The organism is Flavobacterium crocinum (genome assembly GCF_003122385.1).
GTDB classification, from domain to species: Bacteria; Bacteroidota; Bacteroidia; order Flavobacteriales; family Flavobacteriaceae; genus Flavobacterium; species Flavobacterium crocinum.
On sequence record NZ_CP029255.1, the window covers coordinates 4,093,055 to 4,107,522 of the forward strand.

At 33.1% G+C, this 14,468-nt stretch carries 17 protein-coding genes; 2 read left to right on the plus strand and 15 right to left on the minus strand.

Translation table 11 applies throughout. The annotated features are described in order from the left end of the window. Nucleotides 1–32 precede the first annotated feature (32 nt). From HYN56_RS18190 to HYN56_RS18230, 9 genes are all read right to left on the minus strand, one after another. Complete coding sequence (locus HYN56_RS18190; protein ID WP_109193470.1) at nucleotides 33–1,619, minus strand: ABC-F family ATP-binding cassette domain-containing protein; 1,587 nt, start codon at nucleotides 1,617–1,619, stop codon at nucleotides 33–35. Between the two features lie 200 nt (nucleotides 1,620–1,819). After that, nucleotides 1,820–2,188, minus strand: coding sequence for a hypothetical protein (locus tag HYN56_RS18195; protein ID WP_109193471.1), 369 nt, complete (start codon nucleotides 2,186–2,188; stop codon nucleotides 1,820–1,822). A gap of 118 nt (nucleotides 2,189–2,306) precedes the next feature. Then, complete coding sequence (locus HYN56_RS18200) at nucleotides 2,307–3,239, minus strand: transglutaminase (RefSeq protein ID WP_109193472.1); 933 nt, start codon at nucleotides 3,237–3,239, stop codon at nucleotides 2,307–2,309. Nucleotides 3,240–3,258: 19 nt separating this feature from the next. Beyond that, nucleotides 3,259–4,110: a substrate-binding domain-containing protein gene (locus HYN56_RS18205; RefSeq protein ID WP_109193473.1), complete on the minus strand. Its 852-nt coding sequence runs from the start codon at nucleotides 4,108–4,110 to the stop codon at nucleotides 3,259–3,261. A gap of 55 nt (nucleotides 4,111–4,165) precedes the next feature. Continuing rightward, a complete protein-coding gene (locus HYN56_RS18210; protein WP_109193474.1) occupies nucleotides 4,166–4,639 on the minus strand; it encodes a DUF4265 domain-containing protein in 474 nt (157 codons plus the stop codon). Next, nucleotides 4,639–5,031 carry a VOC family protein gene (locus HYN56_RS18215; protein WP_109193475.1) on the minus strand — a complete coding sequence of 131 codons (393 nt, stop codon included), beginning with the start codon at nucleotides 5,029–5,031 and terminating at the stop codon, nucleotides 4,639–4,641. The genes HYN56_RS18210 and HYN56_RS18215 overlap by 1 nt, the downstream gene beginning before the upstream one ends. Nucleotides 5,032–5,080: 49 nt before the next feature. Next, a complete protein-coding gene (locus tag HYN56_RS18220) occupies nucleotides 5,081–5,950 on the minus strand; it encodes a nucleoside phosphorylase (protein ID WP_109193476.1) in 870 nt (289 codons plus the stop codon). Nucleotides 5,951–6,037: 87 nt separating this feature from the next. Then, the gene (locus tag HYN56_RS18225) at nucleotides 6,038–6,370 is read right to left on the minus strand and encodes a translation initiation factor (protein WP_109193477.1); all 333 of its coding nucleotides are present in this window, start codon (nucleotides 6,368–6,370) and stop codon (nucleotides 6,038–6,040) included. A gap of 111 nt (nucleotides 6,371–6,481) precedes the next feature. Further along, nucleotides 6,482–7,432, minus strand: a complete 951-nt coding sequence (locus HYN56_RS18230) for an isopenicillin N synthase family dioxygenase (protein WP_109193478.1) — start codon at nucleotides 7,430–7,432, stop codon at nucleotides 6,482–6,484. A 189-nt stretch (nucleotides 7,433–7,621) separates the two neighbouring features. On the opposite strand from HYN56_RS18230, the gene HYN56_RS18235 reads away from it, so the two are divergent. Beyond that, nucleotides 7,622–9,598: an alpha-ketoacid dehydrogenase subunit alpha/beta gene (locus HYN56_RS18235; RefSeq protein WP_109193479.1), complete on the plus strand. Its 1,977-nt coding sequence runs from the start codon at nucleotides 7,622–7,624 to the stop codon at nucleotides 9,596–9,598. A 73-nt stretch (nucleotides 9,599–9,671) separates the two neighbouring features. Here HYN56_RS18235 and HYN56_RS18240 read toward each other — a convergent pair whose 3' ends face one another. The 4 genes from HYN56_RS18240 to HYN56_RS18255 form a co-directional block, all read right to left on the minus strand. Then, on the minus strand, nucleotides 9,672–10,643 hold the full coding sequence (locus HYN56_RS18240) for a quinone oxidoreductase family protein (protein ID WP_109193480.1): 972 nt from the start codon (nucleotides 10,641–10,643) through the stop codon (nucleotides 9,672–9,674). Nucleotides 10,644–10,740: 97 nt separating this feature from the next. Then, on the minus strand, nucleotides 10,741–11,337 hold the full coding sequence (locus tag HYN56_RS18245) for a Crp/Fnr family transcriptional regulator (protein WP_109193481.1): 597 nt from the start codon (nucleotides 11,335–11,337) through the stop codon (nucleotides 10,741–10,743). Between the two features lie 27 nt (nucleotides 11,338–11,364). Continuing rightward, on the minus strand, nucleotides 11,365–11,832 hold the full coding sequence (locus HYN56_RS18250) for a hypothetical protein (protein ID WP_109193482.1): 468 nt from the start codon (nucleotides 11,830–11,832) through the stop codon (nucleotides 11,365–11,367). 5 nt (nucleotides 11,833–11,837) lie between these two features. Continuing rightward, on the minus strand, nucleotides 11,838–12,245 hold the full coding sequence (locus HYN56_RS18255; RefSeq protein WP_109193483.1) for a glyoxalase: 408 nt from the start codon (nucleotides 12,243–12,245) through the stop codon (nucleotides 11,838–11,840). Between the two features lie 84 nt (nucleotides 12,246–12,329). Here HYN56_RS18255 and HYN56_RS18260 point away from each other — a divergent pair, with 84 nt between their 5' ends. After that, entirely contained in the window at nucleotides 12,330–12,746 is a 417-nt protein-coding gene (locus HYN56_RS18260) for a hypothetical protein (RefSeq protein WP_109193484.1), read from the plus strand. 144 nt (nucleotides 12,747–12,890) lie between these two features. On the opposite strand, the gene HYN56_RS18265 is transcribed toward HYN56_RS18260, so the two are convergent. Both HYN56_RS18265 and HYN56_RS18270 read right to left on the minus strand, forming a co-directional pair. Further along, complete coding sequence (locus HYN56_RS18265; RefSeq protein ID WP_109193485.1) at nucleotides 12,891–14,147, minus strand: mechanosensitive ion channel family protein; 1,257 nt, start codon at nucleotides 14,145–14,147, stop codon at nucleotides 12,891–12,893. Continuing rightward, nucleotides 14,140–14,433: a DUF3817 domain-containing protein gene (locus tag HYN56_RS18270; RefSeq protein WP_109193486.1), complete on the minus strand. Its 294-nt coding sequence runs from the start codon at nucleotides 14,431–14,433 to the stop codon at nucleotides 14,140–14,142. The genes HYN56_RS18265 and HYN56_RS18270 overlap by 8 nt, the downstream gene beginning before the upstream one ends. Between the last annotated feature and the right edge of the window lie 35 nt (nucleotides 14,434–14,468).

A 14,468-nucleotide genomic window follows, 5' to 3' on the forward strand; every position in this document is an offset into this window, starting at 1 on the left:
GCGCCAGAATAATTCCGGCGCTTTTTGCTTTTTTAAAGTATAATATTTTGTTTTATTCCAATTTCTTCCAAGAAAGATGCATCGTGAGATATAACAATTAATGTTCCTTGATACTCATTGAGTGCAGCAGTAAGAATTTCTATATTCTGAATATCTAGATTGTTTGTTGGTTCATCCAGAATTATTATTTCAGGAGCTTCGTTACTAATAGTTAAACAACATAACAGCAAACGCATTCTTTCACCTCCGCTTAAAGCGAAGCAGGGTTTATCCCAATCGTTTTGGGAGAATAAAAAGCGATTCAGTCTCATTTTAATGTCATGTTCTTCCAAACCACAATCATTAAAACGTTGTGCCTGCTCGTAGATATTTAGATTATTATGCAGAAGAGAATAATCCTGATCAATATAAATTGCTTTTTTCGCCAGGGAGGTAATAATACCGTTTTGGCACTTTAATTCTCCAAGAATAATTTTAATTAAAGTTGTTTTTCCTGAACCATTTAAACCTTTAATACTTAAACGGTCACCGGAAAGAATTTCAAAATTGAGATTTTCTTTCCAAAGCGATTGATTTTCATAGCTAAAATTTAATTCTTCTGCTCTAAAAATCATTTTTCCTTTATGGAATGTGGTATTAGAAAAACCAAACTTCATTTGATCTATTGCCGGTAATGATGAGCGAAGCTGTCTTAAATCATCTGAAATGCCACTGATTTTTTCTGCATGAACATCTTTAAGTTTAGAACTGCTGTTTTCTGCTTTATTTCTCAGCGTATTCATCATAATTCGAGCAACTCCGGACTTTTCCTGTTTCTTTTTTCCTCTGGAATCTAATTTATTCTGACGTTCAATTGTTTCCCGCTCTTTTTCTTTGGCTTTTCTAAGCGCTTTTTCTTTGCTTTGAACATCTTGTTCTAAGGCATTATTTTCTATTTTTTTCTGTTCGCTGTAAAAATCGTAATTACCACCGTATACAGAAATACCATTTTTAGTCATCTCCATGGTTTTATTCAGAAGATTTAAAAGCGTCCTGTCATGGCTAACAATTAATAAAGAGCTTGAAGTAGATTTTATAAATTCGTACAGCAATTTTCTTCCTGCAAAATCCAAATGATTACTGGGTTCGTCCAATAAAACCAAATCGGGTTGATGAATCATAATGCCGGCTAAAAATACTTTTGTTTTCTGACCGCCGCTTAGTGTTCCCATTTTTTGTTCCAGATCAAAATCCTGCAGCTGCCAGTATGATAATGCTTCTGTACAACGCTCTTCGATAGTCCAGTCATCGTTTAATAGCTGAAGATTCTCTTCGGTTACAATTCCTTCAAGTATTTCTTTAAGTGATTTTATTTTGTCCTTTATTTTTAAGGCTTCAGAAATGGTAAAATCATTAAACTGACCAAATAATTGTGGGACAAAATAAGGATCTGAGTTTTGAATAATCTGACCTGAAACAGGCTGTAATTGTCGGGAAATAATTTTCAGTAATGTAGATTTTCCTACGCCGTTATTTCCAACTAAAGCGGTTTTATCGTTTTTATTTACAGTAAAACTGATGTTTTGAAACAGCATGTTTTTATTCTCATGCTGATATGAGATATTTTGAAGAATAAGCATAATTCCTTTCTTTTATAGATAAATAATCAAGTACTGCAGGTTTGCAGTTACTCACTAAATTTTCCGAAAGAAATTATTTTTCACATAGTCTTATTCCTTAATTTGAAGTAGGACAAAGATATTTATTTTAGTTTTAAAAATCAAAAAACCATTCTTATAAGTCTAAGAATGGTTTTTTGATTGATTTTAAGCGTTATGCTTTAAATTTTATCTAGAGTTATTTTAGCTTCTTTGGCATCTAAAATTAATTTATCTTCTGTAATTGTACTTTCACAAGGATATGGTGTCCCAACTTCATCTTTAATAACCAGACTTTTGCCTTTTTTAGTTAAAGCATAGGTGCCATCTGTTATTTCTCGAAGTAAATATCCGGTAACATGTCCGTCTTCAGTAAAAGTGAGCGTTCCGTTTGTTAAAATGGCGTTTTTAGTAGAATCAGACATAGGCGTTTTCGGCTCAATTGCAGTAACTTTCCATGAATTCACCAGCTTATTTCTTTTAGTATGACATGAAACCATTAATAGAACAACAACTGCAATTACGAGGGTAAATAATTTAGAGTTTTTCATGATTATGTGATTAAAAAGTTAAACAGGAAAAAGTTACAAAAAAAAATGACATTAAATTATTAGAAGTCAAATATTTATGAAGATTTTTTTGTTAGTAAAATCACAAAAAAACAAAGCTTTAATTGAGTGTTAAGGCTCCTAATATTTCCTCGTACATAAAAGGTCCGCCAGGATAAGTCGCAGTGTAATCCAGATTCATCCAGACCTGACCGCGTTCATCAATATGATAATGCAGCTTTTTGCCATAACTTTCTTTTACAAAAAGAACATTTTTAATTAAATAATTGACTTTTTCCAGGTCGATCATAGAACCGATTAAAATCTCGGGATAAATATGACCTTTGGTATGAATAAGCCTTGGTGTTCCACCGATAGATCGGATTGCTGCAGCCATTAAAATAGAGTGATCATCGCAATCGCCGGAGAAATAATCAAGAGATTCGCTGGCGGTTGCGATGTAATCACCATCTTTTGGGTCGTTAACGTAATTCCACCGGCTGTTTATTTCTTTAAAAACAGCAAAACACTGAATAATGGTTCTGTAATCTGAATAACCTCTAATTCTTTTAAAATGCTTGTTAGCTGCCATAATAGCAAAATTTCGCACTCTGGGATTCTGATATTCTATTGCATTGATAATTTTCGTTTTATTCGGAAAGGGAAGTAGTTTCGCGACAATAATATCTTGTGGATATGGATTGTCAGACATTGTATAGATCATTGAATTATAGTCTTCTGAAATTTCACTGAAACCATAATTTCCAATAACACTTCCATAAAACAAAACCAATAAATAAACAGCAATGCATAAAATGATAATCGTTCTGAGATACATCAGAAGGAAAAAGATAGCTGCGAAAACAAATATAAAAATAAACACACGATCCAGATTGAATGCCCATTCCAGATCTATAAGGTTTTGATGCAGTATGATGAAAATCGGAATTGTAATCAAAAAACTTAAAATCGAAATAATAATCCTGTCCCACGGTGATTTCACCTGTAGTTTGGATTTTAATCTCGGAAAGTCGATTTTAGGGAATTTCATCATACGAATCAAAAAAGCAGTATTACATTGCTTTTACAGTTTCTACAAAAATACTTTTTTTATCAATAATTCCCAGATCAAATAATTGATTTTGAATTTTATTAAAGGATTTTTCAGTTAAATTTTTCTGTGACCATTGTGTCAGTTTCAGCCACTCTTTTATGTCTGATGCTTTTTGATTAAAAAGCTTCGATAACTTCTTGTCTATTTCTGGAATCTCTTTAAAATCGACTGTAGTTTTATTAATGATATCCAGAATTTTTTCAACCACTTTAGGATTCTTTTTCAGGAATTCATCACGAACTGCAATAATAAAAGATGGCCATGGAGTAGGGCAGTCGTCAATACGTCTGAAAATACCCTGATCAACAAGAGGTTTTGTCATAAAACGCTCCCACATAAAATAGTCTGCTTTCTGATTCGTCAAAGCATCAACAGCGCCATCAATAGTGTTTACGATTTCAAATTCCAGATCATCAGGCTGCCATCCTTGTTCACTTGCATTGACATAAGCCATCAACTGAGATCCTGAACCCACTCTGGAAATTGCTGCTTTTTTGTTCTTCAAATCTTTTAAAGTCTGAAAATCAGATTTCGCAGCAACGTGAATTCCCCAAATCAAAGGTGATTGTACATAGATTTGAACAATTTTGCTCGGATTTCCTGCAGCAATATCCTTTAAGATTCCTTCAGTCAAAATAACCGCTAAATCTGTTTCGCCGTCACGCAGCATTTGGCACATTTTCCCCGTGCCTTCGGGAACATTCCTCCATTGTAAGTCGATGTTCTCTGCTTCAAATTCGCCATTTTCTATACATAGATGCCATGGCAAATTGAAGTGTTCCGGAACACCCGCAATTTTGACAGTTTTCATTTGTTTTAAGTTTAAGTTAAGTTGCCTGCTTGGTATGCGTAATCTTAAGTTTTTTTTAGTTTTTCAGTAAATCCGCTCGGTGTTTTTCCGAAAGACATGGTTCTGCATATTCGATAATTTCCTGTGCTTCATATTCATTTAGCACACTTCTTACCAAAGCATAATCTACATCTTTCACGATTTCTACTGCAAAAAAAGTTTCATTCAATTCTTCCGACAAACAATTTATTGCCTTCAATTTTTCGCGGATGATTTCTTTGTCAAAACCTTTTTCTAAAATAGCAATCTGAACAATTGAATTTCCTGAGTTTTGTATTGTTTTTCTATGCATGAAACGCTCTTCTGTTTCATCATATTCAGCATAAAAAATGTCGTCTGTAGCAATTAATGGTCCGAAAAACGGAATATTATCCAGTTTAAAAAGACCTTTTTCAAGATCTATAATTTCTGCCCACATGGTTTCAGAAACTACTTCGTCCAGATAATCGCTGTAATATTTAAATAGTATTTTTTTATGAGTTTCAGACATTATTCAATTTCGTTTATTATGGCTTTTAATGATGATATTACAATTCGATAACCGTCCGGATCATAGATCATTTTTCCATTTTCTTTCCAAAACGGATTAACAGGTTCTATCGTTTTTATATTATGGTGTGTAAGCTTATTTATTAATTCGTTATAATTGAAAATAGTCTTTGGATAAAGCACTATAATATCATCTTCATCAAAAGAATGACTGGCTTTAACATTGGACTGTGTAAATTCAAAGTGCCAGTCCAAACCTGATTTTCCAATGAAAATTCCGTCATAGTTATTATGTTTTTCAAAGCCGCCCAATAATTCAAAGCCAAGAATATCGACGTAAAAATCTTCAATTTTCTTTAAATCATTAGTATGTCGCGCTACTCTCAAAAACATAATTTAGACCTTTAAAAATTATCTCATTTCCTTATAACAAATTATTCAATTATTTGCCAGCCAATTTATTCAAAGTGTAAGCAATTAATTCGTCTACAGCTTTATAAGGATCTTCACTAAAAGTTCCGGATGCACGATTGGCAATAATTGCATTTAGTGACAATGCATTGTGCCCTAAAAGAGCCGAAAGTCCATAAATCGCTGCTGTTTCCATCTCTAAATTAGTGATTTTAGTTTCATTAAAACTAAAATTATCCATTTTATTATTTAATTCTGCGTCCTGAATATTTAAGCGTAAAACTCTTCCCTGCGGACCGTAAAATCCTCCTGCAGTTGCTGTAATTCCTTTGAATATTCTGTCCGACTCAATTAGTTTTTCTAATTTTTCTGAGCATTGTGTTACATAAGGTTTTCCTTTCTTAGAATCCCAATTAGTGTGTTTCACAAAAGCATCTTCAATTTCAGTAATCGAAACGTCGTCAATTAAGTAGGAGCGAAGCATATTGTCTAATCCTAAACCAAATTTTGACATTACAAAACTGTCAACCGGAATATCTTCCTGTAATGAGCCAGAAGTTCCAATTCTAATAATATTTAGTGAGGTCAAAGTTTGTTTTGGCTCACGTGTTTTCAAATCGATATTGACTAAAGCGTCCAGTTCGTTCAATACAATATCAATATTGTCCGGGCCAATTCCTGTAGATATTACAGAAATTCTTTTGCCTTTGTAATTACCTGTTTGAGTTTTAAATTCTCTTTTTTGAGCTGAATATTCGATTGAATCGAAAAATTGTGTAATTTTTTCAACTCTGTTTTGGTCTCCAACAAAAATAATGTCGTGAGCGATATGTTCCGGACGCAGGTTTAAATGGTAAACACTTCCGTCCGGGTTTAGTATTAATTCTGATGATTGAATCATTTTTTTTTAAGTTGCTAAGGTTCTAAGATATTAAGTCTCTAAGGTTTTTTTGGAATTTGGAATTTTTAAAATTGAAATTTTATAATTCTAACCACCAACACGTTTCGTTTTAAATCCTTTTTCTTTTAAGATCGCCATGATTTTATCGCGGTAATCTCCTTGAATAATGATAGAGTCATCTTTAAAAGTTCCTCCAACACTCAATTTGGTTTTGATTTCTTTAGCTAAGATTTTAAAATCTTCGTCAGATCCTTCGTAACCTTCGATGATCGTTGTTGGTTTTCCTTTTCTCTTTTCAAATTTACAGATCATTGGTTCTTTCTGAACATATAATACATGTTCTTGTTCTTCAGTCTGTTCCGGTTCGTTTGTTTCAATATGATCTGGAAACAAGTTCTTTAATTGATCTTTTAAGTCCATATTTCTTTTATTCTAAAAATAAATTCCAAGTATAAAGATATTTAAAAATTAAATTCCAAACCCCAAGAAAAACCTGGAATTTGGAATTTTTAATTTGGAATTTATTTAAGCTTATTTTTTAATTAAACCTAATTCTACTAAACGTTCATGTAAAAATTCGCCGGCAGAAATATCCTCATATTTCTTTGGATTTTCTTCATCAATACAGTTTTCTAAACAATCCAAACGCATATCGCTTACCGGATGCATAAAAAACGGGATTGAATAACGTGAAGTTCCCCATAATTCTCTCGGCGGATTAACCACCTGGTGAATTGTAGATTTCAATTTGTTATTAGTATGTCTGGATAACATATCTCCAACATTAATTACCAATTCGTCATCTTCTGCAATGGCATCAATCCATTCACCATCATGATTCTGAACTTGTAATCCTTTACCCTGAGCTCCCATTAAAAGCGTAATCAAATTGATGTCTCCGTGAGCTGCTGCACGAATTGCATTTTCCGGTTCAGAAGTAATTGGCGGATAATGAATAGGTCTTAAAATAGAGTTTCCTTCTTTTGCATATTCATCAAAATAAAACTCATCCAGACCTAAATGTAAAGCCAAAGCTCTTAATACATAAACTCCGGTTTTCTCTAGTTTTTGATAAGCCTCTTTACCAACAACATTAAAACGTGGTAATTCAGTCACTTCTACATTGTCAGGATATTCCGAAGCCCATCTGGAATCTGCATCAACATATTGACCAAAATGCCAGAATTCTTTCAAATCTCCTTCTTTGCGTCCTTTAGCATGTTCTTTTCCAAAAGAAACATAACCTCTTTGGCCGCCAATACCAGGGATTTCATATTTATGCTTAGTTTCTATTGGCAAGGCGAAGAAGTTTCTAATTTCGCCATAAAGTTCGTCTACCAACTGATCATCAAGAAAATGACCTTTTAAGGCTACGAAGCCAATGTTTTCAAATGCACTGCCGATTTCATTTACAAATTTTTGTTTACGTTTCGGGTCGTCCGAAAGGAAATCACGTAAGTCTACACTAGGAATGTTTTGCATACTTTACATTTTTTATTTAAAAAAGAAAGGTGTCATAAGCACCTTTCGTTAACAAAGGTAGAGAATATTTTAGAAAATAATCTTAAGCTCAGCCATTAAAAGCGGATTTCTGACTAAAAAAATATTTCAGAATCCAATAAAATTGGCGCAAATTGTTATATTTGAAACACTAAAAAAATAAATAACCACATGCTTTTTTACCGACAAAACCTTACTGACAAACAATTACTAGACTTATATAAAAAATTATTAAAACCACGATTAATCGAAGAAAAGATGCTTATCTTGATTCGACAAGGCAAAGTTTCTAAATGGTTTTCAGGAATTGGGCAGGAGGCAATTGCGGTTGGTGTTACTGCTGTTTTAGATTCTTCTGAATATGTGCTTCCAATGCACCGAAATCTTGGGGTGTTTACTACAAGAGAAATTCCGCTCCACAGACTTTTTTCGCAGTGGCAGGGAAAAGCAAATGGTTTTACAAAAGGCCGTGACAGAAGTTTTCATTTTGGAACTCAAGAATACAATATTATCGGAATGATTTCGCATTTAGGTCCGCAGTTAGGAATTGCTGACGGAATTGCATTAGCTGATAAACTTCAAAATAATAAAAAAGTCACTGCTGTTTTTACCGGAGAAGGCGCAACTAGTGAAGGAGACTTTCATGAAGCTTTAAATATTGCCGCAGTATGGAAACTTCCTGTGATGTTTATTGTCGAAAATAATGGTTACGGACTTTCGACGCCAACAAATGAGCAATATGCCTGCGAAAATCTTGCAGATAAAGGTTTTGGTTACGGAATAGAAAGCTGGATTATTGATGGAAATAATATCCTTGAAGTTTACAACAAACTGTCAAAACTAAAAGAAGAAATGCAGGAGAATCCGCATCCGGTTTTATTAGAATTTAAAACTTTTAGAATGCGCGGTCATGAAGAGGCGAGTGGCACAAAATATGTTCCACAAGAGTTAATGGACCAATGGGAATTGAGAGATCCTGTTATTAATTACCGAAATTATCTTACCGAAATTGGCGTTCTCACAGCTGAATTGGATGGGCAATTTCATGCTGAAATTAAACAGGAAATTGATGAAAACTGGGCAATAGCAAATACCGAACCTGAAATAGAACCAACTTACAGTGGAGAATTAGATGATATTTATGAAGAGTTTCAATATGAAGAATATAGCCATAATTCTGAATCGGAAAATATTCGTTTTATAGATGCCATCCGAAATAGTTTGGAGCAGTCTATGTGGCGTCATAAAAATCTTGTCATTATGGGACAGGATATTGCCGAATATGGCGGTGCTTTTAAAATTACAGATAACTTTGTTGATGCTTTTGGAAAAGACAGAATCCGGAATACTCCAATCTGTGAAAGCGCCGTAGTTTCAACAGGAATGGGATTATCTATAAACGGTTATAAAGCAATCGTAGAAATGCAGTTTGCCGATTTTGTTTCTACAGGATTTAATCCGATTGTAAACTTATTAGCAAAATCGCATTACCGCTGGGGCGAAAAAGCCGACGTAGTAGTTCGTATGCCTTGTGGCGGCGGCACACAGGCAGGACCTTTTCATTCGCAAACCAATGAAGCCTGGTTTACTAAGACCCCAGGTTTAAAAGTAGTTTATCCCGCATTTCCGTATGACGCAAAAGGACTTTTAAATACAGCCATAAACGATCCAAATCCGGTATTGTTTTTTGAACATAAGTTATTATACCGAAGTGTCTATCAGGAAGTTCCTAAAGATTATTACACCATTCCTTTTGGTAAAGCTGCTCTGATAAAAGAAGGGAAGTCGGTTACGATTATTGCATTTGGAGCTCCGGTTCATTGGGCTTTAGACACTTTATCTAAACATCCGGACATTGATGCGGATCTAATCGATTTAAGAACTTTGCAGCCTTTGGATACTGAAACTATTTTCGCTTCGGTTAAAAAGACAGGAAAAGCTATAATTTATCAGGAAGACACCCTTTTTGGCGGAATCGCAAGTGATATTTCAGCTTTAATTATGGAAAATTGTTTTGAGTTTCTTGATGCTCCGGTAAAAAGAGTAGCGAGTTTAGATTCGCCAATTCCGTTTACAAAAGCATTGGAAGATCAGTTTTTACCAAGAAATCGTTTTGAAGAAACTTTATTAGAGTTACTAAGATACTGAGATACTGAGATACTGAGATACTGGGATTTGGAATAAAAACTTAGAATCTTAGTATCTCAGAACCTTAGAATCTTTAAATCAAAACTACCAATCGTTTTCCATCAGCAACTTCCGTATCCCACTTTTCTTCAATATTGATAAGATTTACTGTTTCAATATTCACTTTTAGTTTATTCTGCGAGGCTAAAAGAAACATTTCTGGAAGTATTTCTGAAAACAGTAATTTTACTTCATCTCTTGTCCAGCTTCCTAAACCAGATCCTGAAAGCTGTAAATCAACACTTCTAAGAATTTGTGCAGATAATTGAATATTATCGCCAGACATTGAACCAACAGAAACATATCTGGTTTTATTTGTGAATTTTCCATTTCCTTTTAAAACCGAAAAAATAAGTTCAGCAGAATGTCCCCATAAATAATCAATTACAATATCAATTGGAGTTTCCTGATGAATTTCTTTCAATTGAGAAATAAATGAAGCATCGTCTTGTTTCAAAGAAATAGTTACATCAACGCCTAATTCTTTAAGACTTTCAAAAACCTTCTCATTTCTCCCAGTTACGATTATTTTTTTTGCACCATAGTGTTTTGCAATCTGAATCGCCATTTGTCCGGTAAAACCAGTTGCGCCATTTATTAAAACGGTTTCTCCATGTTTTATTCCTGCTCTAAAACGAAGCGCCATTGCTGATCCTGCCACCGCATTGGGCATTGATGCAGCGATTGCGTCATCAATTTCGTTAGGCAAAACAACCATTCTGTTTTTCTCAACCAAAGCTTTTTCTGCCATTGTTCCGGAAATACCACGGGCATAAACTCTTGTTCCGTTTTCTAAAACGCCAATTCCGTCACTGCCAACTATAAATCCGTTTTGATTTTCTTCTTCCGAAGAATAATGATCTCCACTGGCAATTCCTTTGTCCAAATTGGTAATGGCAACGGCTTTTACCGAAACTAAAACTTCATTTTCATTTGATGAAATTGGTTCTGCAAATTCTGCATATTTTGGTAATTCTCCTTTTTTGTAAACTACTGCTGCTTTCATAATTATTAAATTTTATGAAGCAAAATTACAGAGCCGTTTATGGGCAGACGATAACATTTGTTATCAAATTTTTCTCAAACCATATAAGTTATGTAAGCTAATTTAAGTTTGGCTTGTCAACTATTTTATTTACTAATTTACTTTTTAATCTGCTTAAATGCACAGTTGTTATGCCTAAATAAGAAGCGATATAATGTTGCGGAACACGCAATATAATTTGAGGTCTTTCTTTAATTAAATTAGCATAACGCTCTACAGGGGAATCTTTTATAAACGAAACAAAATATTTCATATAATCAAAAGTACGCTCAAAAAGCTTATTTATTAGACTATCCCTCAATTCTGGAATTTCTTTGATTTCTTCTAAAATTTTATCCAGATCATTTTTATGAATCCACCACAAAACTGAAGACTCAATAGTTTCTATATTTGTCGGACTCGGGAGTTTCTTCATAAAACTTTCGATAGAAGCAACGCTCTCATTTTCAAAAAAGAATTGTGTGGTAAGATCTTTTCCGTTATTGTTAAACCAAACTCTAATACAGCCTTTTTCTATAATGTAGAGTTTTTTTGAAACTTCGTTTTCTTCTAAAAGGGTCGTTTTCGCAGGAACTTCAAGACGATTGAAATAACCGATGTATTCGTTCCATTTTTCATCAGTTGAAGGAAATTTGCTTCGGAATTGGTTGAACATTGATCTATTCTAAAGTTTTACATTATTTTAATCATAACTATATCCTGCTTCAATTGCTAAAATATGAAAGATTACTGGGTTTAAAAATTCTAGATTTTCATCATTTATACTTAAAAATATCTTTGGATTTGAAACCCAATTTTTCTGTTTTAACTGAGAAACTCTATTTTCTTTAAAATAGTAGGAATAATTTCCATTAATAGCGATAAAATAATCTTGTTTTGTATATAATCTTTTGTTACTATCAAAAATTATTCTCGTATCTGTTATTTCTACTATATCCTCTTTAACTAGTTCATTTTGAAATAAAATCTTATAATAAGATTTTATAAGAGTCATTTTGTGTTTCACCTCTAAAAGCAAAACATCATCGTGATTGTAAATTTCTGTAATCCTGTTTGCCCAGTTGGATTTTACCTTAGAATAGAATAAAAGTTCATTATTTTTATAAACGTATAAACTTCGTTTTTTATCTTGAAGAATTTCTATTTCCATTAAAATTACTTAGAATCCGATTCCACTTCAAACAGCTGCACCTGATTCTTCAATCGGTCAATAAGTAAATTCATCATTCGTTTATTTAAGTCAGAGGAATTCTGAATATATGTATTGTATTCATCTACTGTAAAAAGCGCCATTACAATTCCTTTTAAAGAATTTCTAAATTTGATATCTTTTTGAATGGAGTTTTCTATTGTTTGCAGTTTCTTTTCAACGGAGTAAGAATAAAAATCGGGTTTGTTTTTATTTACGTAATTAATGAAAACAGCTATAAATAAATCATTCTGCAATTTTAAAATAGGCCTGATCGTCTGATTTTGAAAGATCTCATCTGGAGAAGATTGAGCACTTACGGTTCCTAAAGTTTCGCCTCTGAATTCTTTTAAAAAAGTGTCTCTATCTTCCATGGGGTTTTGTTTTTAGTTTTCTTTAAAGTTAAAGAAATAATCCCACGGTAAAAACCTATTTTTGTTTTTTTATAAAAATAAAATATGCGCTTATTTCTATTTATCTGTCTTTTAATAGTTTCTTGTAATTCAAAAGAAAATAAAGAAAAATACAATCATAAATTCTATCAGGCTGTAAACAATAAAGATACAGCCGTTTTAGATATTAAAATTAACAACAAACGTTTTTACGGACGCTACGAAATATCTCGTTACGGATATGGAAAAGATTCCGGAGATGTTAGAGGCGATTTGCGAGGCGATACACTTCGTGGTGATTATCATTATATTTCTTTCGGCGGTAACTGGAAAAGAGTTCCTATTGCACTTTTAAAAAAAGACAATAAATTATTTTTAGGAAACGGAGTTATCGGAACGTATTTTAATCTTCCTTGCTTTGTTCCAGATGTTCCTATTGAATATAATAATTCGGAATTTGTTTTTAAAGAAGTGACTAAATAATCTCAAATTCAAAAATTTAACCGCAAAGAACGCAAAGATTTACGCAAGGTTCGCAAAGTTTTTCACACAAAGCTTTGCGAACTTTGCGTTTTTATAAAACCTTGTATAGTAAAAACCTTGCGTTCTTTGCGGTTAAATAAAAAACTAATCAAATTTCCCAATCTTAGAAGGAAGCTCAAATATTTCAAGATCAAAATATTTTACAGAAGCCATTACGTGATCGAAGATATCGGCCATGATGTATTCGTAATTTGCCCAGCGTTTATCACTTGAGAAAACATAAATTTCCAACGGAACTCCATGTGCTGTTGATTGTAATTGACGACACATAATATGCATGTCTTTGTTTAAACCAGGATGATTGACCAGATATTGAATGATATATTTTCGAAACAACCCTAAATTGGTCATATTTCGGCCATTTAGCGAAAGCGTTTTATCAACACCTCTTAAATCGTTATATCTGTCGATTTCGGCTTGTCTGCTGTCGATGTAAGACGTTATCAATTGTACTTTACGTAATTGCTGTAAATCTTCATCATTCAAAAAACGAATTGTACTGCTTTTGATCAAAACATGTCTTTTGATGCGTCTTCCTTCAGATTTCTGCATCCCGCGCCAGTTTTGGAAAGAATCGGAACTTAAAGCATAAGTCGGAATTGTGGTAATGGTATTATCAAAATTTCGAACTTTTACCGTTGTCAAATTAATTTCGATAACATCTCCATCGGCACCAAATTTATCCATTGTAATCCAGTCGCCAATTCGAACCATATCGTTTATGGCAACCTGAACACTCGAAACAAATCCCAAAATTGTATCTCTGAAAATCAAGATAATAATTGCAGAAAGCGTTCCAAGAATAGTTAGTAATTCGCCTTTTTTGATTCCAAATAAAGTCGAAATAATCATGGCAACTCCAAAAATCCAGAGTACGATCATAATAACCTGAACGAAACTATCGATTGGTTTGTCGCTGTATTCCGGTTTTTGTTTTAAATAATCTCTTAAGGAATTAAAAACGGTTCGTACAATCCATAATCCAAGCAAAACAATATAAATCCCAACTATTTTTCCAAAGATTAATTCCCAGTATTCGTATTTATCTAAAATTACTGGAACTGCTTTATAGATAAAGAAAAACGGAATTAAATAAGCGGTATATCTGGTAGTTTTGTTCTGAATTAAATAATCGTCAAACTTTGTTTTGGTACGTTGCGCAAAAATTGCAGTAAGCGTAACGAGAATAAATTTGGCTGCGTAATAAATAACGTAAGCCATTGCTATTAAAATAGCAATGTTAATAATAAGACTGGTATAAGACGCAACATTGCGACTCATTCCCCAGTCTCTGAAAACAGGGTATAAAAAATTAAATATTTTATCCAAAAGCTTATGCATTTGCTTTAGTTTCTAAATATTTTTTCTCGATATAAAAAGTTCCAAACGGAATAAGAGAAGCAACCAGAATAATGGCGAAAGTTTTTAAATCCCAGTTCATTGATTTTTTCAATAAAAAAGCAAGAACAATATATCCGATAAATAGAATTCCGTGAGTCATTCCAAGCGGACGTAATAATGTATGATAAAGTTCAGGATTGTTGTTTTTGATTAGCAACATATTAGCAAACAGAACTAAATAAGAGATTCCCTCTAAGATGGCAGTAACTTTGAAAATCTTGAGCATGTATATATTTTTTTAAGTTTTATGCCAGCAAAATT